Source organism: Pseudomonas sp. LBUM1659 (assembly GCF_059716045.1).
In genome coordinates, this window is record NZ_CP166797.1 from 1,043,437 (window position 1) to 1,062,695 (window position 19,259).

Sequence of the window (19,259 nt, forward strand, 5' to 3'; positions counted from 1 at the left end):
GGTGATGGAACTTTATACCTACTACCGTTCGACCTCGTCTTATCGGGTGCGTATCGCGTTGGCGCTCAAGGGCCTGGATTACCAGGCCCTGCCGGTCAACCTGATTGCACCGCAAGGTGGCGAACATCGACAGCTGGCGTACCGGGGCATCAACCCGCAAGGCCGGGTGCCGGCCTTGCGCACCGACGAAGGCGAGCTGTTGATTCAGTCGCCGGCGATCATCGAGTACCTGGAAGAACGTTATCCACAGGTGCCGCTGCTCTCCAAAGACCTCGTCGGCCGCGCCCACGAGCGCGGTGTGGCGGCGGTGATCGGTTGCGATGTGCATCCGCTGCACAACGTCAGCGTACTCAACAAGCTGCGCCAGCTGGGTCATGACGAACCGCAAGTGGTCGAGTGGATCGGGCACTGGATCAGCCAGGGGCTGGCGACGGTGGAACAGTTGATCGGGGAGAGCGGTTATTGCTTTGGCGACGTGCCGGGATTGGCGGATGTCTACCTGATCCCGCAGCTGTACGCGGCGGAGCGATTCAACATTTCCCTTGAGGCGTATCCCCGGATTCGCCGAGTGGCGGCGTTGGCGGCAACACATCCTGCGTTCATAAAAGCCCACCCGGCCAACCAGCCAGACACCCCATAACGCCAGACACTGATCCCTGGGGACCTGAACCCTGTGGGAGCGGCGGTGCGACGATTCGACTTGCCCGCGATGAACGATGACACGGTTACCTGATAAACCGCGTCGCCCGAATCGCGAGCAGGCTCGCTCCCACAGGGGATCTGCGATCAATGGACGATTGCGTTGGGTGGAAGATGCCCCAGGCGTTCTGTCAGGCGAATCCGCTGGATCGGGTCGTCGCTGAGCAACAGCGCATGCTCCAGGTCAAAGCGCTCGGCATTCGGGCAGTCCAGTCGTTGATAGAGGCTGGCCCTGGCCAGGTAATCGGCGGCGTTGGCGTTGCCCAGTTCCAGCACACGCTCGGCGTCGATCAGGGCGCCGATGTAGTCATCGTGGGAGAGGTGCAGTTGACGCAGGTTTCGCGACAGGCGTTGCAGCATCTGCACCGGATCGGCCGTCAGTAAATGGTCTGCGCTGAGTTTCATGTTCGGGCCGTACTGGCGTTGCAGCAGTTCCCGGCAGTCGTTGGGGTACAACCGACGCCCGCCACAGGGGTCGAGCAGGTGGTCGGCGCCCGGAACCCGCAGCAGGAAATGCCCGGGGAAATTGACCCCGACCATCGGGATTTCCAAGCGTTTGGCCAACTCCAACGCAATCAGCCCAAGTGACAGCGGCTGGCCGCGCCGCAGTTCCAGAACTTTATTGAGCAAGGCAACTTGTGGGCGCAGCGGTGAGAAGTCGTCCTGGGCGAACCCCAGGTCATTCATCCGCCGCAACAACGGCTGAGCCAGTTCGCTGACCGGTAGCATCGGCAAGCCATGGCTGACGCGTTGTGTCAGGCCGTTGAAGTCGGCCAACACCGCCTCGGTATTCAGCTTGTTATCGTGCTCGGCCGCCATCCACAGCGCCGCTTCGAACAGCGCGGGCGGTGAACGTTGCAGGCAATCGAAGAAGCATTGGCGGGGCGTCATCAAAATCTCCGGCGAATGCCTCGTTTTAGCCCCGTCTCCGGCATTCGTCCAGTGCTGCACACATGCGGTTTCAGGTTATGTCCGAAAGGCTGCAAATTAACGTCGCTTATTCCGGTGCGCTTCTGCAATTTTTAGGCGCAAGCCTATACTGGCGACTACAAGAAGTGATTCGGGAGCCCCACGATGTTCGCTCTCATGCAAAGCACTCGCCTTGAATCGCTACATCTGAGCGTCGACTCGGTCACCGGGTTGAAGGCGGTCATTGCCATTCATAACAGCCGGCTTGGGCCTGCCCTGGGCGGTTGTCGTTACCTTGCCTACCCCAGCGACGAATCGGCGGTCGAGGATGCCATACGCCTTGCGCAAGGCATGAGTTACAAGGCTGCTCTCGCCGGGCTGGCCCAGGGTGGCGGGGTAGCGGTGATTGTTCGCCCGGTCCACGTGGAAAATCGTGCTGCGCTGTTCGAAGCCTTCGGGCGCTGTATTAACCAGCTCGACGGTCGCTATATCACCGCCATCGACAGCGGCACTTCTGTGGCCGATATGGATTGCATCGCCCAGCAGACCCAACACGTCACCAGCACCACGTCGGCGGGCGACCCTGCGCCGCATGCCGCCATGGGCGTGTTCACCGGCATTCGAGCGACCGCGATGGCCCGTTTGGGCAGCGATAATCTGGAAGGCCTGCGCGTGGCCATTCAAGGTTTGGGCAATGTCGGATATGCACTTGCCGAACAACTGCACGCGGCGGGCGCGGAACTGCTGGTCAGCGATATTGATCACGGCAAGGTGCAACTGGCGATGGAGCAACTGGGCGCTCACCCAATTGCCAACGACGCACTGCTCAGCACTCCATGCGACATCCTCGCGCCGTGCGGTCTGGGTGGCGTGCTCAACAGCCACAGCGTGACGCAACTGCGCTGCTCGGCGGTGGCCGGCTCGGCGAACAATCAACTGACACACCTGGAAGTCGCCGATCAACTGGAACGGCGGGGCATTCTGTATGCACCGGATTACGTGATCAATTCGGGCGGGCTGATCTACGTTTCGCTTAAACACCGCGGCGAAGAGTTGACGACCATCACTGCTCACCTGTCGAAAATCGCCTCACGCCTGACCGAAGTCTTCGCCCATGCCCAGGCGGAAAAGCGTTCGCCTGCGCGGGTGGCGGACGAATTGGCAGAGAAGGTCCTGTACCGCTGAGTCGTTCTGTTATCCCAGACATGAAAAAGGCCCTGAGTCAGTCGACTCAGGGCCTATTCAATTCGGGCGTTGCTTACTTCGGTGTCTTGGCCGCTTTGGCTGGCTTGGTCGGCTCAGCGGCTTCAATGGTCTCTACAGGTTCAGCCTGCTCAACCACTTCAACCGGCGCATTCAGCAGTTCGGACAACGCATCCGGCTGGCTCTTGAATGCCTTGGCGAACACATCGCGATTTTTCGCCATGTAGATCCCGGCTTCTTCCACTTGCTGCTCGGTCAGGGACGGAACGGCTTTTTGCAACACTTCAGCCAGCAATTCGGCCAGTTCGAGCATTTTGTCATGACGGTCAGCTTCGGCTTTATCCATGAACAAGCGCTCCAGATCTCGGCTGCTGCGGTATACCACTTCGACGGCCATTCACCACCTCACATGCCTTCACATTAGTTGTCTGTTTCGACTACTGTATTTATATACAGCGAAAAGGATAAGCGAATCCCCGCGTTTTGGGTAGTGGCTTTTTAATGTAGACCGAAATTGGCGTTTGTGAACCCTGTGGGAGCCGGCGGTGCGACGATTCGACTTGCCCGCGATGGCGTCAGTGAAAACCCCAAAAAGTGTCCAGCAACAACTCATCACCATCTCACTCACAGCCTCTGGCCTTTTTTCTGCATGCAGAACAACCGTCACGTCCATCCCGCATCATCCGCTCGAACCGAGCTAAGGAAGCATCATCGTGAAAATCAACTGGGCCGAGAACCTGCGGCAGAACGTGCATCAACTGGCCGAGTCCTTGGGCAACCTGTTCGTCGAGACCTTCCACTACCTGGCGCTGTTCGCCATTGGTGCAGTGACCGCGTGGGCGGCGGTGATGGAATTTCTGGGGATGATCGAGGCAGGACACATCAAGATCGACGACATCTTGCTGCTGTTTATCTACCTGGAATTGGGGGCGATGGTCGGGATTTACTTCAAGACCAATCACATGCCGGTGCGATTCCTGATCTACGTGGCGATCACCGCATTGACGCGGCTGCTGATCTCCAATGTCTCGCACCACAATCCGCCGGATGTCGGGATCATCTATCTGTGCGGCGGGATTCTGCTGCTGGCGTTTTCGATTCTGGTGGTGCGTTACGCCTCGTCGCAATTCCCTTCGGTGAAGATCGAACACCCGCAACGCAAGGTTGGTGCGGGTTCCAGTGAACATCCCGAAGTGGAGAAAGGCGAGCTTTAAAGCCTGATGGCAGGTCGGGGCTGGCCATTGAACGGGGGCGGCGGCAGAGAGCGATTGTCGCCGTCGGTCATGGCTTCGAGGAGGGTCATGGCACTGTGGCCTTGTTCGATGGCGATGCCGAATTGAATACTTTGCACCAACCGTTTGAGGCGTTTTGGGTCATTGCGCTGCTCGGCGCTGATCAAGCGTTTGACGACCACGCGGCCGGCGTTGGAGAGGGTCAGCATGATGCTGCCGTCCAGACCTTGAATGCTCAGATTGATCTGGTAGTCCGGTGCAAAGGCATCGGTAATGACCTGAAAAGGGTTGTCCATGATGCGTCACCGCCTGATTGAACGTGCAGTTGTTGACCGACCATGTTCGGGTTGGTTCGCACCACCAGATCACCGGCAGATCGTTCGCTAAGGTTTCAACAGCCTCACCGGTGACTTAGCAAGGGGCATGCCGGAAAAATTGTCGAACACTAATCACGGCAAAAAAGCCGCGGGCACGGCGGCCCGCCTTGTTTTTGTCGGCCCGTTTCAGGGCATGAATGCATAGATGATCGCTGACAGTGCAATAACGATGACCGACGTCTTGAAGTGGTCGGTCAGGCGAGGCAGGATCGAGATGAATTGCGCCTCAGCACTCCACCCAGCTCACCGCCAGGCCACCCCGTGAAGTCTCTTTGTATTTGTCATGCATGTCGGCGCCGGTATCGCGCATGGTGCGGATCACCCGGTCCAGGGAAATGAAGTGTTTGCCGTCGCCGCGCAGGGCCATTTGCGTGGCGTTGATCGCCTTCACAGCGGCAATCGCATTACGCTCGATGCAAGGCACTTGCACCAGGCCGCCGACCGGGTCGCAGGTCAGGCCGAGGTTGTGTTCCAGGCCGATTTCGGCGGCGTTTTCCAGTTGTTCCGGCGTGGCACCGAGCACGTCGGCCAGACCGGCAGCGGCCATCGCGCAGGCCGAACCGACTTCGCCCTGACAACCGACTTCAGCGCCGGAGATCGAAGCGTTTTTCTTGCACAGAATGCCGACCGCCGCCGCACCCAGAAAGAACGCGACCACGTCATCGTCCGACGCGTCCGGATTGAACTTCATGTAGTAATGCAGCACCGCCGGAATGATCCCCGCCGCGCCGTTGGTCGGTGCCGTGACCATGCGCCCGCCCGCCGCGTTTTCTTCGTTCACCGCGAGGGCGAACAGGTTGACCCACTCCATGGCCGACAGGGTGGACGTGATGACATTCGGCTTGCCGATTTCCAGCAGGCTACGGTGCAATTTCGCTGCACGACGCGGCACGTTCAGGCCCCCCGGCAAGATGCCTTCGTGACGCAAGCCTTGTTCGACACACTCGCGCATCACCGACCAGATGTGCAGCAAGCCTTGGCGGATCTCGGCTTCGCTGCGCCAGGCTCGTTCATTAGCCATCATCAGTTCAGAAACGCGCAGACCGTGCTGGTTGCAAAGCCTGAGCAATTCGGCGGCGCTGGAGAAATCGTACGGCAGCACCACATCGCTGGTAGGCGCAATGCCGGACTCGGCTTGCGCCGCTTCGACGATAAAACCACCGCCGATCGAGTAGTACGTTTGCTCGTAGAGTTCGCCGGTTTCGCCTAAGGCTGTCAGTGACATCGCGTTGGGGTGGTAGGGCAGGCTCTCGTCCAGCAGCAGGAGATCGCGCTTGCAGTTGAAGGCGATAGTCGTTTTGCCGGCAAGGGACAATTCGCCGGTTTCACGCAGGGTCTGGATGCGGCTGTCGATAGACGTGGGGTCGATGCTGTCCGGCCATTCGCCCATCAGGCCCATGACACAGGCGCGGTCGGTCGCGTGGCCGACGCCGGTGGCGGAAAGCGAGCCATACAGGCGGATTTCCACCCGGCGTACGGCATCCAGCAAGCCTTGGTCAATCAGTGCCTGGGCGAAGGTCGCAGCGGCGCGCATCGGGCCGACGGTGTGGGAACTGGACGGACCGATGCCGACTTTGAAGAGATCGAAAACACTGATAGCCATGCTAAAGCCTATACAAGCAATGGAAGAGAAATCGCTGCCATTTTTGTAGGACGAGCGCAATGTAGTCGATACTGCCTACGTCGGTCCTGCGTGACCAACGAAACTTCCTAAGATAGCCTTTAGCAGGACTAAACGATGAGTCGTCAATTGCATGCCCAGACCTATGTCTGGCTGCACGTGTTTTCCTGTGCCGCGCGGCACTTGTCGTTCACCCGTTGCGCCGAAGAACTGCACATCACGCCGGGGGCGGTCAGTCAGCAAATTCGGCAACTGGAAGAGCGTTTGGGCTTTCGCCTGTTTCACCGTCGTGCCCGAGGTGTGGAACTGAGCGCTGAAGGCCAGCGCCTGGCCATTACGGTCAACGAAGCTTACGGCAGCATCGATGCAGAGTTGCGTCGTCTGGACGCTGGAATGATCAGCGGAATTTTGCGGGTACGCTCGATTCCGTCATTCCTGAGCAAATGGCTGACCCCACGCCTGCCACGTTTGCAGCAGCGCTTTCCAGACATTCAGTTGCGCCTGGTGGCCGAGGACAGCAGCGTGCCGCTGCACGAGGGTGACTTCGATTTGGCCATCGACCTGAACGATGGCAGTTACCCCGGCCTGTTATCCACAGCCTTGCTCGACGAGCAGATCTTCCCGGTCTGTGCCCCAAACCTGCTGCGGGGCCGACCGCCGCTGCATGGCCCGGCGGACCTGATGCATTTTCCGTTGTTGCACGACATCACCGCTTGGCGCGGCAGTTATGAATACGCGGAATGGGAGTTCTATCTCGATGCCATTGGCTTCGAGGGCGCGGACGTGCGACGCGGGCATACCTTCAATCGCAATCACCTGACCATCGAAGCGGCCATTGCCGGGATGGGCGTGGCAATTGCGCGCCGCACATTGCTCAACGATGAGCTGGAGCGTGGGGCATTGATCGTGCCGTTCGGGTTGGCGGTGCCCAATCACAAGCGCTATATGCTGTTGTATGCGCCGGGAGCATTGAGCCATCCGGGCGTGCGCGCGGTGCATGACTGGCTGGTGGAGGAGGCGGGGATCTTTCGAAGTTTGCACCCGCTGGCAGAGCAACAGATGTGAGCAACTGTGACAAAGAAGCGAGCGGACCCAACTCCCGACCTTAGCAGCGCTTTTGCTCGTTGTCCGGGTTTTTTTGCTAATCCATATTTATCTTTTTTTAGGGGTTGAAATGTTCTGCGCACAGACCGATTGTGTAAGTAAGAGGTCACGGTGACGACGCCCAAGGGCTAGCCGAAGGGCCTCTCGCGAGCTAGCTGAAATAAGGGATGAACTATGCAAATCCAAGTCAACAGCGATAACCATATTCAAAGCAGCATCCGACTGGAGGAGTGGGTACGTACTACCATTGAGAGCACGCTCGAACGTTATGAAGAGGACCTGACCCGCGTCGAGGTTCACCTGCGGGACGAAAACGGCGACAAGCCCGGACCGCACGACATGCGCTGCCAGCTGGAAGCGCGGCCAAAAGGCCACCAACCGATTTCTGTCACCCATAAAGCCGCTAACCTGGAACTGGCGATCGACGGCGCGGCCGAAAAACTCGAACATGCGTTGGAACACCTGTTCGGCAAACTGCGGGGCAAGCCACGTGCCGCTATTGTGCCGTTCGAGCGAGCCGCAGCCGATGCGCTGCTGGAAGACGAGTTTCTCGAGAACGAACAGGCTGCACTGAACGGCTGATACCTGATTCACTTTTTACCTTTCCACCACTGACAACGGGCCTGCTGATGCAGGCCCGTTCTTGTTTCAGGGTTCGGCACGTTGGAGTTCTGATCGCAGAAAGCGTCATCGTTCATCGCGGGCAAGTCGAATCGTCGCACCGCCGGCTTCCACACCTGACCGCATTCTCATGAATGACCACGAACTCTGTGGGAGCCGGGCTTGCCCGCGATGGCGTCCTTACAGACACCGACTATCTTCAGGATTACCGCAAAAACGCCTGCCGATACTCCCCAGGCGTCCCACCCAAAGCCTGCCGAAACCGATTGGTGAAATGACTCGCACTGGCAAACCCGCACGCCAACGCAATCTCCCCCAACGGCTGCGACGTCGAACGCAATAACTCCCGCGCCCGGCTCAGTCTTCGAGCCAACACATACTGATGCGGCGGCAAGCCAAAACTCTCCCTGAACATCCGCGCAAAGTGGTATTCCGACAACGCGCACAGCGCGGCCAATTGCCCAAGGTTAATGGCTTCGGCCAACTGGTTATCGATGAACTCCACCAACTGTCGCCGCTGATGCGCCGCCAATCCACCCTTGAGCCGCAACCCCTCGCGCATGCCGACTTGGCCAAGCAACACGTGGCTGAGCATTTCGTGGGCCAGGCTGCTGGTGAGCAAGCGTTCGCCGGGCTCGTCCCAGTTGAGGGTGAGCATGTGCCGAAAGCGCCGCGCTTGCGCCGGATCGTCGAGAAAGGTCCCTTCGCGCAATTGCAGTTCGCGCGGTTCGCGGTCCAGCAGCGTGACGCAGCCGAGGGCGAATTGCTCGGGGCTGAAATACAGGTGGGCCAGGCGAATGTCGCCGTTGATCACCCAGCCTGATTGATGCTCGGCGGGCAGGATGCACAGCTTGTCCGGGCCGCCCTTGGTGCCGGGCTGATCGCGGCGGAAGGTGCCGGTGCCGCCGGCGATGTAACACGACAGCGTGTGATGGCTCGGCGCTTCGTAGTCCTGGGCGTCGTGCTGGTTGCTCCACAAGGCTGCAGCCATGCCGTCACCGAGTTCGGCGCTGTGCTCCAGGCGAGCATTGGGCGAACGGTTAAGGGCTTGAAAGACTTGCAGTGATTCCAGTGCGGGCATGATCGCTTCTCTCCAACGCTTTGCATCCTACTCCGTAGACGTTGGCCTGCCAGCCTCTGCGCTGACAAAAGCGCAAGTTTATGCAAGTGCGAAAAGGTGTGGCGCAGGACACTGAACCTCTATTGAGGAGTGTTGCCATGAACCTGTCGTTGTACTTGCTGACTGTGCTGATCTGGGGCACCACCTGGATTGCCTTGAAATGGCAGTTGGGCGTGGTGGCGATTCCGGTATCGATTGTCTACCGCTTCGGCCTCGCGGCGTTGGTGCTGTTTGCCCTGCTGCTTTTGAGTCGGCGGCTGCAAGTGATGAACCGTCGTGGGCACTTGATCTGTCTGGCGCAGGGTTTGTGCCTGTTCTGCGTCAACTTCATGTGCTTCCTGACCGCCAGTCAGTGGATTCCCAGCGGCCTGGTCGCCGTGGTGTTTTCCACCGCTACCCTGTGGAACGCGCTGAATGCGCGGGTGTTCTTCGGCCAGAAAATTGCCCGCAACGTGCTGATGGGGGGCGCACTGGGCCTGTTCGGGCTTGGCCTGTTGTTCTGGCCTGAGCTGGCCGGACACACCGCCAGCCCGCAAACCTTGCTCGGCCTGGGCCTGGCGCTGCTCGGAACCCTGTGCTTCTCGGCCGGCAACATGCTGTCGAGCCTGCAACAGAAGGCCGGCTTGAAGCCGCTGACCACCAACGCCTGGGGCATGGCCTATGGCGCGGCGATGTTGTCGGTGTGGTGCCTGGTCAAAGGCATTCCGTTCGACATCGATTGGAGTACGCGTTACATCGGCTCACTGCTGTACCTGGTCATTCCGGGTTCAGTGATTGGTTTCACCGCTTACCTGACACTGGTCGGTCGCATGGGGCCCGAACGCGCGGCGTATTGCACGGTGTTGTTCCCGGTGGTGGCGCTGAATGTCTCGGCATTTGTCGAGGGCTATCATTGGACGGCACCGGCACTGGTCGGTTTAGTGCTGGTGATGCTGGGCAACGTACTGGTGTTTCGTAAGCCCAAGGCGCCGATGGCGCAAGGCACTGGCAAGCTCGCTTGAAAGGCTTGGGAAGAGCGTTGAGGCCACTCAGCGCTCAGTCCTGAGGGCTACGAATATCAGCAACGGAAGTATGAAATCGACAATATGCCGAGCCCAGTCCTTGGCGTTCCAAACTTGTGATTCATCCATGTTGAACCATTCGACGCCGATCACTTGCAAACAGACGTAATAGACAAATATGGCGATCAATAATCCGATGATTGAGAACTTTTTGGCCTCATGGAAAACTTCGGCAGGCGCGTTTATATTTCGGTAAAGGTGATAGGCACCTACCATGCAAAAAGCCGTATAGATAACTTCCAGGGTAATAATGAACCAGTAAATCCGGTGGTGGAGCATGGGCGAGGTGATGGCCCTGTAGCTCAGGTTCAGGTTTTCCCGAGTCGTGTCCATGCTCAGGATATGTCCGACGTATTCATAATTTGATGTGTAGTCGGTGAAGTTGCTGTACATCACCAACAGGCCAAAAAAGCTTATATAAGCCATCAGCGAGAACTTGCTGTATCTGATGAGCTTGTCCGTGGAAAGGTTATTCAAGGTTAATGTGCTCCATCACTGTTTTTCCGTAGGATCGGATAAGGTGTCTGGAGTGTATAGTGCTTAACTTTTTTTCGTTGCTGGACTGAATTGCAAGTTGTGTAACAAGCGGGCAGATACATTAAAAGTATCTGCCCGTTTTAGTTAGCCTTTCCAGACTTGCGGGTTGACCAGATCCTGCGGTCGATCACCCAATAGCGCGCTGCGCAGGTTGGTCAGGGCGCGATTGGCCATGGCTTCGCGGGTTTCGTGAGTAGCGGAACCGATGTGTGGCAATGTCACAGCGTTTTTCAATTGGAACAGGGGCGACTCGGCCAGCGGTTCTTTTTCGTAGACGTCCAGACCGGCGCCGCGAATGCGGTTGTTTTGCAGCGCTTCGATCAGGGCCGGCTCGTCGACGACCGGGCCGCGCGCAATGTTGATCAGGATCGCGCTCGGCTTCATCAGTGCCAGTTCGCGGTGGCTGATCAGGTGTTTGGTTTTTTCGCTGAGCGGCACGACCAGACAGACGAAGTCGGCTTCGGCCAGCAATTGATCCAGCGTACGGAACTGGGCGCCGAGTTCTTGTTCCAGCTCGGTCTTGCGGCTGTTGCCGCTGTAAATGATCGGCATGTTGAAGCCCAAACGACCCCGACGGGCAATGGCTGCGCCGATGTTGCCCATGCCGACAATGCCCAGGGTTTTGCTGTGCACATCGGTGCCGAACAACGGTGCGCCGACGGTGGCTTGCCATTGGCCGGCCTTGGTCCACGCGTCCAGTTCGGCAACGCGTCGGGCGCTGCTCATCAGCAGGGAGAAGGCCAGGTCGGCGGTGCTTTCGGTGAGCACGTCGGGAGTGTTGGTGAGCATGATCCCGCGTTCATTGAAGTACGCGACATCGTAGTTGTCGTAGCCGACCGAGACGCTGGAGACCACTTCCAGTTTGGCGGCGTTTTCCAGTTGCGCGCGACCGAGTTTGCGACCGACGCCGATCAAGCCGTGGGCGTGGGGCAGGGCTTCGTTGAATTGGGCATTGATGTCGCCGTTTTTCGGGTTCGGCACGATCACGTCGAAGTCTTGTTGCAGGCGCTCAACCATTTCAGGGGTGACACGGCTGAAGGCGAGGACGGTCTTTTTCATGGGAGGTGGGCTCGTCGGGCGTGGAGAATGCCAAGCACGCTAACATTCTTCCCCGACATTGTGCGAGTCCCCGGATTACCGGATGTACACCGACCAAACTGTAGGAGTGAGCCTGCTCGCGATAGCGGTGTGTCAGTCGACATCAATTATGAATGTCCGACCGCTATCGCGAGCAGGCTCACTCCTACAGGGGGATTGGCGTTTGCTGGGGATCAGCGGTGTGGCGTGGGTTTGGGGAGTTCGAGGTTGTCCAGCATCCGGTTCGCCGCCAGTTCGGCGAGCATGACGATCTGCTGGATGGCCATGGCGGTGTTGCGGTGCGGGCCTTCCAGATAGCCGGCAAAATCACTGGCCATCACACTGGCCTGGGCCAGGGATTCACAGGTGTGGGCCAGCAGGTCTTCGTCTTTGAGATCGGGTGCAAGCATGAACATCGTGCTGGGTTTGCGGGTGGGCGGTGATTTCAGGGCCGCGGGGTTGAGGTAGTGATTCAGCGCGCGTTCGGCAGCGTCGTGGAATTTTTTGGAATCGATGGATTCGTAGGGGGAAACGTCGTCGGTTTCTGGAGGATTTGGAGTTTCTTTAATCATGGAAATACGCTCTAAGACAGGATTAATAGAGCTGCCATTTTCGTTTCCAAGCGAGGGGTGGCAGCCATGCGCGGTTTGGAAAACCGGAAATCCCATCAAACCCGGCAGACCCGAAGGTCTCCCGCGCACAGCCGCCATAACAAGGAATTGCGTGCAGAAAAAAGCGCCGCAGTATGCCATGTGCTGTGATGGGAATCAGGTTTCCAAGCCTGGTCGCTGATTTTGCAGCGACACCCAAAGCCTACCCATTTCCCGTCCGACCCAACAACCGACAGAACTCGTCAGAATCCTTCCCCAAAATCAGCGCGTCTGTAGGACCGTGAAATCAGTTCGCCAGCCGGACCCCGCCCAGATTCCCACTCAAATCATAAGCCGCCAATTCCGCCTGATGCGCCGCCAGTATCTCCGGCAACGACCCGCGCAAGTACTCGACCCAGGTCTTGATCTTCGCGTCCAGATATTGCCGCGAAGGGTAAATCGCATACAGGTTCAATTCCTGTGAGCGGTAGTTCGTCATCACCCGCACCAGCGAGCCGTTGCGCAACCCTTCAATCGCCGCATACACCGGCAACACGCCAACGCCCATGCCGCTGGTAATGGCGCTCTTCATCGCGTCCGCCGAGTTCACCAGAAACGGTGAGCTGTTAATGGTCACGGTCTCCTGGCCTTCCGGACCGTCGAAGGCCCATTTCTCCAGCGGAATCACCGGGCTCACCAGGCGCAGGCACATGTGGTTCAGCAAATCGCTGGGCTTCTGCGCGCAGCCGTTGGCTTTCACGTACGCCGGCGAAGCGCAGACGATGCTGTAGGTGATGCCCAAGCGCTGGGACACGAAGCCCGAGTCAGGCAGTTCACTGGCGAGGACGATGGACACGTCGTAGCCCTCGTCGAGCAAGTCCGGCACGCGGTTGGCCATGGTCAGGTCGAAGGTCACGTCCGGGTGGGTTTTGCGATAGCGGGCGATGGCGTCGATCACGAAGTGCTGACCGATCCCGGTCATGGTGTGCACCTTGAGCTGCCCGGCGGGACGCGCATGGGCGTCGCTGGCCTCGGCTTCGGCTTCTTCGACGTAGGCCAGGATCTGCTCGCAGCGCAACAGGTAGCGCTTGCCGGCCTCGGTCAGGGCGATGCGGCGGGTGGTGCGGTTGAGCAGGCGGGTTTGCAGGTGGGCTTCCAGGTTGGAGACCGCGCGCGAGACGTTGGCGGTGGTGGTGTCCAGTTGCACGGCGGCGGCGGTGAAGCTGCCGGCCTCGGCCACGTAACTGAAGGCGCGCATGTTTTGCAAAGTGTCCATGGGGTGCTCTCAAGGGAGATGGCAAATTGTGACACGAAGTTACGGGGGCGGTGACCCCGACGAAGGGATTATCGCGTTAACGGTAACAAAGATTCACAAGATTCCCAGCTTATCGCCATCCGGGCCGACCCCTAGAATTGCGCCACTGTAGGAGCCGGGCTTGCCCGCGATGGCATCACCGCGGTCATCCAGATCCACCGCGGCGCTGCCATCGCGGGCAAGCCCGGCTCCTACAGGAATTCGTACCTCCCCTATTTCAGGAAATCGCAGCAGTGCCGCGTCGCATCAGCAGAGCGCTTCAGACGCTCAGTGTTTTGGCTTTAACCCTGGCAATCAGCGGCTGCATCGGTACCGCAGGTATTGCCCCGCAGGGCAAGGCACTGGAGGCCAATTCTCTGGCCACCGACGAAGCCATTCAAAGCGCCGCGCAGGACGCGAACTGGCCCACCGCGCACTGGTGGCAGGCCTATGGTGACCCGCAACTGAACCGCTGGATCGACCTCGCCGTGCAAGGCAGCCCGAGCATGGCCATGGCGGCAGCGCGGGTTCGTCAGGCCAAATCCATGGCCGGTATTGCCGAGTCCGCCGAGTCGCTGCAGGTGAATGGCGAAGCAACCCTCAAACGCCACAACTGGCCCACCGATCAATTCTACGGTCCGGGTGAGCTGGCCAACACGACCACGTGGGACAACAACGCCGCACTGGGCTTCAGCTATGCGCTCGACCTCTGGGGCCGTGAAAGCAATACCACCGAGCGCGCCGTGGACATGGCATACATGAGCGCCGCCGAAGCGCGCCTGGCCCAGCTCGAATTGCAAAACAACCTCGTGCGCGCATACATCGAACTGTCGCTGCATTACGCACAACGTGACATCGTCGAGGCGACGCTGATGCAGCAACAGCAGATTCTCGACCTCGCACAGAAACGCTTGAACGGCGGTATCGGCACGCACTTTGAAGTCAGTCAGGCCGAGACGCCGCTGCCGGAAACCCATCGCCAGATCGATGCGCTGGACGAAGCAATCGCCCTCAGCCGCAACCAGCTCGCAGCGCTGGCAGGCAAAGGTCCGGGGGAGGGCGCGCAATTGCAGCGGCCAACGCTGTCGTTGGGCGCGGCGCTGAAACTGCCATCGTCGCTGCCTGCGCAATTGCTCGGACAACGTCCGGACGTGGTTGCCAGTCGCTGGCAAGTGGCGGCTCAGGCGCGTGGAATTGATGTCGCCCACGCCGGTTTTTATCCCAACGTCGATCTGGTCGGCAGCCTCGGCTACATGGCCACGGGCGGCGGGGCGCTGGAGTTTTTGACCGGTAAGAAACTCAACTACAGCGTCGGCCCGGCGATCTCGTTGCCGATCTTCGATGGCGGACGTTTGCGCTCCGAATTGGGCGAAGCTTCGGCGGGGTATGACATCGCCGTGGCCAAGTACAACCAGACGCTGGTCAATGCGCTGAAAAGCGTCTCCGACCAGTTGATCCGCCGCGAGTCCATGGACAAGCAGCAAGCCTTCGCCGCTGAGTCGGTGGCCACCGCGCAGAAGACGTATGACATCGCAATGATCGCGTATCAGCGTGGGCTCACTGATTACCTCAACGTGCTTGACGCGCAGACGTTGTTGTTCAAGCAGCAGCAGGTTCAGCAGCGGGTTCAGGCGGCGCGGCTGAGTGCGCATGCTGAACTGGTGACAGCGCTCGGCGGCGGGCTGGGTGCGGGTAATGATGTGCCGAAGGACAGCCAGACCGCAGCCCCCAAAACCCCGGCACTTCTTCAGAGCATCACAAATTGAACACGGACCCTGTAGGAGCCGAGCTTGCTCGCGATAGCGGTGTGTCAGTCAATGCTTGTGTTGCCTGACACGCCGCTATCGCGAGCAAGCTCGGCTCCTACAGGGGCTAGGTCTCCACGGACATTTTTCAAGCAGGATTTCATGACTCCCTTGCCCGCACCCTTGCGCTGGCTGTATTCCCTTGAATGGCGCCGGGGTTTCTTTGACTGGGCACGCAGCGACGGCGTGACCTGGGTTTACATCTTCAAGGTGTTGTTCGCGGCGTTCTTGACGTTGTGGCTGGCGATGCGTCTGGAGTTGCCGCAGCCGCGCACGGCGATGATCACCGTGTTCATCGTCATGCAACCGCAAAGCGGTCAGGTATTCGCCAAGAGTTTCTATCGCTTTCTCGGAACCTTGACCGGCTCGGCGGTGATGGTTGCACTGATTGCCCTGTTTGCTCAGAACACCGAACTGTTCCTCGGCTCGCTGGCGATCTGGGTCGGCGTCTGCTCGGCCGGTGCTGCTCGCTATCGCAACTTTCGCGCCTACGGTTTTGTGCTGGCCGGGTATACCGCCGCGATGGTCGGTTTGCCGGCGTTGGCGCATCCGGATGGGGCGTTCATGGCGGCGGTTTGGCGCGTCCTGGAAATATCACTCGGCATTCTCTGCTCGACGCTGGTCAGCGCGGCGATCCTGCCGCAAACCGCCAGCGCGGCGATGCGCAATGCCTTGTACCAACGCTTCGGCGTGTTCGCCTTGTTCGTCACCGATGGCTTGCGCGGTCGCAGCAAACGGGATGCTTTTGAAGCCAGCAACGTGCGCTTCATCGCCGAAGCGGTGGGGTTGGAAGGCTTGCGCAGCGTTACTGTGTTCGAAGACCCGCACATGCGTCGGCGCAACGGTCGACTCAATCGTTTGAACAGCGAGTTCATGGGCATCACCACGCGATTCAACGCCTTGCATCAGTTGCTCGAACGCTTGCGCAGCAGCGGCGCGGACCCTGTCGTCGCCGCGATCAAACCGGGTTTGCAAGACCTGGCGGAATTGCTCGACGGCTTCAGCGGTCGCGCCTTGACCAGCCCCGACGCCGCGCGCCTGACGACGGCATTGGCGACCTACAAGGAACACCTGCCGGCACGGGTTCGAAGCCTGCGGGCGATCTTTCAAGAGAGCCATCCCAGCGACGCCGAACAACTCGATTTCCACACCGCATACGAGTTGCTCTATCGCTTCGTCGACGACTTGCACAGTTATGCACAGACTCACGCGTCCTTGGCCGATCACAGCCATGCGCGCGAGCAATGGGACGAACCGTTCACCCCGCAAACCAACTGGATGGCCTCGGCGGCGTCGGGGATTCGGGCGGCGTTTATTCTGGTAGTGCTCGGCAGCTATTGGGTGGCGACGGCTTGGCCCAGCGGGGCGACGATGACGTTGATTGCCGCCGCCACCGTCGGTCTTTCAGCCGCGACGCCGAACCCGAAACGCATGGCGTTTCAGATGGCCTGCGGGACCTTCCTTGGCGCGCTGATCGGCTTCGTCGAGATGTTTTTCATCTTTCCGTGGATCGACGGTTTCCCGCTGTTGTGCGTGATGCTCGCGCCGGTGATCGTGCTCGGTTCGTTCCTCACTTCGCGGCCGCAATACGCCGGTGTCGGCCTCGGTTTGCTGATCTTTTTCAGCACCGGTTCGGTGCCGGACAACCTCACGGTCTACAACCCTTACGCCTTCATTAACGACTACATCGCCATGGTGCTCGGCATGCTGGTGTGCGCGGCGGCCGGGGCAATTATTTTGCCGCCGAACAGCCGCTGGTTGTGGCGACGGCTGGAGCAGGATTTGCGTGGGCAAGTGGTGTATGCGATCAGCGGCAAACTCAAGGGGTTGGTGTCGAGTTTTGAAAGCCGCACGCGGGACTTGTTGCATCAGGCGTATGGGCTGGCCACCGGTCAGCCGCAGGTGCAAAGGGACTTGTTGCGCTGGATGTTTTTGGTGCTGGAAGTCGGTCACGCGATCATCGAGTTGCGCAAGGAACAGGCGATTCTGCCGGTGCATCCGGCCTATGCCGAATCGCAGCCGTGGCGTCAGGCAATTCGTGTGATGGGCCGTTCGCTGGTGCGGCTGTTTCTGCAACCGAGCCAGAGCAATCTGGAGCGCAGTCTGATCGCGGTCGACCATGCGATCAGCCGCGTGCAAGCCACCGACGAACCTTTCGCACCGCACTTCGACACCTCGGCATTGCGTCGGGTGAAGAGTTACCTGCACTTCATTCGTACTTCTTTGCTGGACCCGCAGTCACCACTCGCGGCCTACACGAAAACCGAGCCCCAAGGATTTGAACATGCCTCGTGAAATCGCCTTCCACGGCGTGTACATGCCAACCATGACCCTGATGTTTTTCATCGCCGCCGCACTGGCCTGGGCGCTGGACCGGTTTCTGTCCGGGTTCGATCTGTACCGCTTCTTCTGGCACCCGGCGCTGTTACGTCTGAGTCTGTTTACCTGTCTGTTCGGCGCCCTGGCGCTGACTGTCTACCGTTGACTCTCTATCACTGACTCTCTATCTCTGAAGAAGGCCCTGATGAAAAAGCTTTTCAGCCTGCTCGCCACCCTGTTGGTGCTGGCCCTCGCGCTATGGATCGGCCGGACCCTGTGGGTGCATTACATGGACACCCCCTGGACCCGCGACGGCCGGGTGCGCGCCGACATCATCAACGTCGCCGCCGACGTCAGCGGGGAAGTGGTGGACGTGCCGGTGCGCGACAACCAGCAGGTGAAGAAGGGCGACTTGCTGATGCAGATCGACCCCGAGCACTACCGCATTGCGGTCAAACAGGCACAGGCGCTGGTGGCTTCACGCAAGTCGACCTGGGAGATGCGCAAGGTCAACGCCCGTCGCCGCGCCGACATGGACAACCTGGTGATTTCCCGGGAAAACCGTGACGACGCCAGCAATATTGCCGACTCGGCACTGGCTGATTATCAGCATGCACAAGCGCAACTCGAAGCCGCTGAACTGAATCTCAAACGCACCGAAGTCCGCGCGGCGGTAGACGGTTACGTGACCAACCTCAACGTCCATCGTGGCGACTACGCGCGCATCGGTGAAGCGAAAATGGCCGTGGTCGATATGAATTCGTTCTGGGTGTATGGCTTCTTTGAAGAAACCAAGCTGCCGCACGTGCGGGTGGGCGACAAGGCCGACATGCAATTGATGAGCGGCGAAGTGCTGAAGGGGCATGTGGAGAGTATTTCTCGCGGTATCTACGACCGGGATAACCCGGAAAGTCGCGAGCTGATTGCCGATGTGAACCCGACGTTTAACTGGGTGCGACTGGCGCAGCGCGTGCCGGTGCGGATTCACCTTGATGAAGTGCCGGAGGGGGTGCTGTTGGCGGCGGGGATTACGTGTACGGTGGTGGTTAACTAGTCGTTAGACCGAGTTGGCTTCATCGCGAGCAGGCTCACTCCTACATTAGATCTGCAGTGAACACAAAATTTGTGTACTACAAAAATCAATGTGGGAGTGAGCCTGCTCGCGACGGACGCGGCGCGGTCTCACCCCTTGCAAAACGTCTCATGCAAATGCCGCCAAATAATCTTGCCATCGGCCTGTGTCTCAAACACCACCGTCGAGCGCCGATCCGAATGCAGCCCAGTGGCATCGGTCTGCTGCTCGCGATAACTCACCACCGCACCACCGTCGTAGACCGCAACACCGCGCAATTCGCTGAGCTCGATCCTGAACCCGAGCTTCTTCCCACCCGCTATCTGAAACAACTCGCTCAACGCTTCGAAATCCAGTACCCGGCCTAATGGCGAGACCATGGAAAACCGAGGCGAAAACCGGGTCAGCAGTTGTTCAAGCGCGGACGCGTCTTGCTCCTCGGCCAGCCATTGTTCGATGGCGACGTGGGCCTGGATGACTTCGTCGAAGTAGTCGGTGTAGTCGGTCATGGAAGTATGTCCTGAAATTTTTCGGTGTTCGTTCTGACGCTTTCGCGAGCAGGCTCGCTCCTACAGTGATCTTTGGTGTGAATGCTATCTATGCCACCCCGAAGAACCC

General features: G+C 59.3%; 19 protein-coding genes and 1 pseudogene. 10 read left to right on the top strand and 10 right to left on the bottom strand.

The annotated features are described in order from the left end of the window. Positions 1 to 4 precede the first annotated feature (4 nt). On the top strand, positions 5 to 640 hold the full coding sequence (gene maiA / locus ACA048_RS04615) for a maleylacetoacetate isomerase (protein ID WP_497628116.1): 636 nt from the start codon (positions 5 to 7) through the stop codon (positions 638 to 640). A 146-nt stretch (positions 641 to 786) separates the two neighbouring features. Here the strand turns inward: maiA and ACA048_RS04620 are convergent, their stop codons facing one another. Then, positions 787 to 1,590, bottom strand: coding sequence for a SirB1 family protein (locus ACA048_RS04620; protein ID WP_497628117.1), 804 nt, complete (start codon positions 1,588 to 1,590; stop codon positions 787 to 789). 183 nt (positions 1,591 to 1,773) lie between these two features. On the opposite strand from ACA048_RS04620, the gene ACA048_RS04625 reads away from it, so the two are divergent. After that, the gene (locus tag ACA048_RS04625; protein ID WP_497628118.1) at positions 1,774 to 2,793 is read left to right on the top strand and encodes a Glu/Leu/Phe/Val dehydrogenase family protein; all 1,020 of its coding nucleotides are present in this window, start codon (positions 1,774 to 1,776) and stop codon (positions 2,791 to 2,793) included. 175 nt (positions 2,794 to 2,968) lie between these two features. Here ACA048_RS04625 and ACA048_RS04630 read toward each other — a convergent pair. Next, positions 2,969 to 3,208, bottom strand: a pseudogene (locus ACA048_RS04630) (YebG family protein); the annotation flags it as partial. A 316-nt stretch (positions 3,209 to 3,524) separates the two neighbouring features. Here ACA048_RS04630 and ACA048_RS04635 point away from each other — a divergent pair. After that, a complete protein-coding gene (locus tag ACA048_RS04635) occupies positions 3,525 to 4,025 on the top strand; it encodes a phosphate-starvation-inducible protein PsiE (RefSeq protein ID WP_223516618.1) in 501 nt (166 codons plus the stop codon). On the opposite strand, the gene ACA048_RS04640 is transcribed toward ACA048_RS04635, so the two are convergent. Next, positions 4,022 to 4,339 (bottom strand): DUF3509 domain-containing protein, encoded by a 318-nt coding sequence (locus ACA048_RS04640; protein WP_497628119.1) that lies wholly within the window; start codon positions 4,337 to 4,339, stop codon positions 4,022 to 4,024. The two genes, ACA048_RS04635 and ACA048_RS04640, sit on opposite strands and share 4 nt — an antisense overlap. Positions 4,340 to 4,646: 307 nt before the next feature. Beyond that, on the bottom strand, positions 4,647 to 6,023 hold the full coding sequence (locus ACA048_RS04645) for an L-serine ammonia-lyase (protein ID WP_497628120.1): 1,377 nt from the start codon (positions 6,021 to 6,023) through the stop codon (positions 4,647 to 4,649). Between the two features lie 135 nt (positions 6,024 to 6,158). Between ACA048_RS04645 and ACA048_RS04650 the strand changes: the two genes are divergently transcribed. Both ACA048_RS04650 and ACA048_RS04655 read left to right on the top strand, forming a co-directional pair. Next, complete coding sequence (locus ACA048_RS04650; protein WP_497628121.1) at positions 6,159 to 7,106, top strand: LysR substrate-binding domain-containing protein; 948 nt, start codon at positions 6,159 to 6,161, stop codon at positions 7,104 to 7,106. A gap of 213 nt (positions 7,107 to 7,319) precedes the next feature. Beyond that, entirely contained in the window at positions 7,320 to 7,727 is a 408-nt protein-coding gene (locus ACA048_RS04655; protein WP_497628122.1) for an HPF/RaiA family ribosome-associated protein, read from the top strand. A 244-nt stretch (positions 7,728 to 7,971) separates the two neighbouring features. Here ACA048_RS04655 and ACA048_RS04660 read toward each other — a convergent pair whose 3' ends face one another. Next, entirely contained in the window at positions 7,972 to 8,847 is an 876-nt protein-coding gene (locus tag ACA048_RS04660; RefSeq protein WP_497628123.1) for a helix-turn-helix domain-containing protein, read from the bottom strand. 137 nt (positions 8,848 to 8,984) lie between these two features. Between ACA048_RS04660 and ACA048_RS04665 the strand changes: the two genes are divergently transcribed. Then, positions 8,985 to 9,887 carry a DMT family transporter gene (locus ACA048_RS04665; RefSeq protein WP_497628124.1) on the top strand — a complete coding sequence of 301 codons (903 nt, stop codon included), beginning with the start codon at positions 8,985 to 8,987 and terminating at the stop codon, positions 9,885 to 9,887. Positions 9,888 to 9,914: 27 nt separating this feature from the next. Here the strand turns inward: ACA048_RS04665 and ACA048_RS04670 are convergent, their stop codons facing one another. The 4 genes from ACA048_RS04670 to ACA048_RS04685 all read right to left on the bottom strand — a co-directional run bounded on the left by ACA048_RS04670 (position 9,915) and on the right by ACA048_RS04685 (position 13,427). Beyond that, on the bottom strand, positions 9,915 to 10,424 hold the full coding sequence (locus tag ACA048_RS04670; protein ID WP_497628125.1) for a DUF2165 family protein: 510 nt from the start codon (positions 10,422 to 10,424) through the stop codon (positions 9,915 to 9,917). Between the two features lie 144 nt (positions 10,425 to 10,568). After that, positions 10,569 to 11,543: a 2-hydroxyacid dehydrogenase gene (locus tag ACA048_RS04675; RefSeq protein WP_497628126.1), complete on the bottom strand. Its 975-nt coding sequence runs from the start codon at positions 11,541 to 11,543 to the stop codon at positions 10,569 to 10,571. A gap of 212 nt (positions 11,544 to 11,755) precedes the next feature. Next, on the bottom strand, positions 11,756 to 12,133 hold the full coding sequence (locus ACA048_RS04680) for a DUF6124 family protein (RefSeq protein WP_497628127.1): 378 nt from the start codon (positions 12,131 to 12,133) through the stop codon (positions 11,756 to 11,758). Positions 12,134 to 12,458: 325 nt separating this feature from the next. Next, positions 12,459 to 13,427 carry a LysR family transcriptional regulator gene (locus tag ACA048_RS04685; protein ID WP_497628128.1) on the bottom strand — a complete coding sequence of 323 codons (969 nt, stop codon included), beginning with the start codon at positions 13,425 to 13,427 and terminating at the stop codon, positions 12,459 to 12,461. Positions 13,428 to 13,699: 272 nt separating this feature from the next. Here ACA048_RS04685 and ACA048_RS04690 point away from each other — a divergent pair, with 272 nt between their 5' ends. From ACA048_RS04690 to ACA048_RS04705, 4 genes are all read left to right on the top strand, one after another. Further along, positions 13,700 to 15,211 (top strand): efflux transporter outer membrane subunit, encoded by a 1,512-nt coding sequence (locus ACA048_RS04690; RefSeq protein WP_497628129.1) that lies wholly within the window; start codon positions 13,700 to 13,702, stop codon positions 15,209 to 15,211. 141 nt (positions 15,212 to 15,352) lie between these two features. Continuing rightward, entirely contained in the window at positions 15,353 to 17,545 is a 2,193-nt protein-coding gene (locus tag ACA048_RS04695) for an FUSC family protein (RefSeq protein WP_497628130.1), read from the top strand. Next, entirely contained in the window at positions 17,535 to 17,735 is a 201-nt protein-coding gene (locus ACA048_RS04700; RefSeq protein WP_007896379.1) for a DUF1656 domain-containing protein, read from the top strand. Before ACA048_RS04695 ends, ACA048_RS04700 begins: the two co-directional genes overlap by 11 nt. Before the next feature lie 39 nt (positions 17,736 to 17,774). Continuing rightward, entirely contained in the window at positions 17,775 to 18,623 is an 849-nt protein-coding gene (locus tag ACA048_RS04705) for an efflux RND transporter periplasmic adaptor subunit (RefSeq protein ID WP_497628131.1), read from the top strand. Between the two features lie 128 nt (positions 18,624 to 18,751). Here ACA048_RS04705 and ACA048_RS04710 read toward each other — a convergent pair whose 3' ends face one another. Further along, entirely contained in the window at positions 18,752 to 19,150 is a 399-nt protein-coding gene (locus ACA048_RS04710; protein ID WP_497628133.1) for a DUF4440 domain-containing protein, read from the bottom strand. Positions 19,151 to 19,259: the final 109 nt, after the last annotated feature.

Bases quoted from the DNA above. Each gene is read 5' to 3' on its own strand.
- maiA (WP_497628116.1), top strand. From the start codon at position 5: ATGGAACTTTATACCTACTACCGTTCGACCTCGTCTTATCGGGTGCGT.
- ACA048_RS04620 (WP_497628117.1), bottom strand. From the start codon at position 1,590: ATGACGCCCCGCCAATGCTTCTTCGATTGCCTGCAACGTTCACCGCCC.
- ACA048_RS04625 (WP_497628118.1), top strand. From the start codon at position 1,774: ATGTTCGCTCTCATGCAAAGCACTCGCCTTGAATCGCTACATCTGAGC.
- ACA048_RS04640 (WP_497628119.1), bottom strand. From the start codon at position 4,339: ATGGACAACCCTTTTCAGGTCATTACCGATGCCTTTGCACCGGACTAC.
- ACA048_RS04645 (WP_497628120.1), bottom strand. From the start codon at position 6,023: ATGGCTATCAGTGTTTTCGATCTCTTCAAAGTCGGCATCGGTCCGTCC.
- ACA048_RS04650 (WP_497628121.1), top strand. From the start codon at position 6,159: ATGAGTCGTCAATTGCATGCCCAGACCTATGTCTGGCTGCACGTGTTT.
- ACA048_RS04655 (WP_497628122.1), top strand. From the start codon at position 7,320: ATGCAAATCCAAGTCAACAGCGATAACCATATTCAAAGCAGCATCCGA.
- ACA048_RS04660 (WP_497628123.1), bottom strand. From the start codon at position 8,847: ATGCCCGCACTGGAATCACTGCAAGTCTTTCAAGCCCTTAACCGTTCG.
- ACA048_RS04665 (WP_497628124.1), top strand. From the start codon at position 8,985: ATGAACCTGTCGTTGTACTTGCTGACTGTGCTGATCTGGGGCACCACC.
- ACA048_RS04675 (WP_497628126.1), bottom strand. From the start codon at position 11,543: ATGAAAAAGACCGTCCTCGCCTTCAGCCGTGTCACCCCTGAAATGGTT.
- ACA048_RS04680 (WP_497628127.1), bottom strand. From the start codon at position 12,133: ATGATTAAAGAAACTCCAAATCCTCCAGAAACCGACGACGTTTCCCCC.
- ACA048_RS04685 (WP_497628128.1), bottom strand. From the start codon at position 13,427: ATGGACACTTTGCAAAACATGCGCGCCTTCAGTTACGTGGCCGAGGCC.
- ACA048_RS04695 (WP_497628130.1), top strand. From the start codon at position 15,353: ATGACTCCCTTGCCCGCACCCTTGCGCTGGCTGTATTCCCTTGAATGG.
- ACA048_RS04700 (WP_007896379.1), top strand. From the start codon at position 17,535: ATGCCTCGTGAAATCGCCTTCCACGGCGTGTACATGCCAACCATGACC.
- ACA048_RS04705 (WP_497628131.1), top strand. From the start codon at position 17,775: ATGAAAAAGCTTTTCAGCCTGCTCGCCACCCTGTTGGTGCTGGCCCTC.
- ACA048_RS04710 (WP_497628133.1), bottom strand. From the start codon at position 19,150: ATGACCGACTACACCGACTACTTCGACGAAGTCATCCAGGCCCACGTC.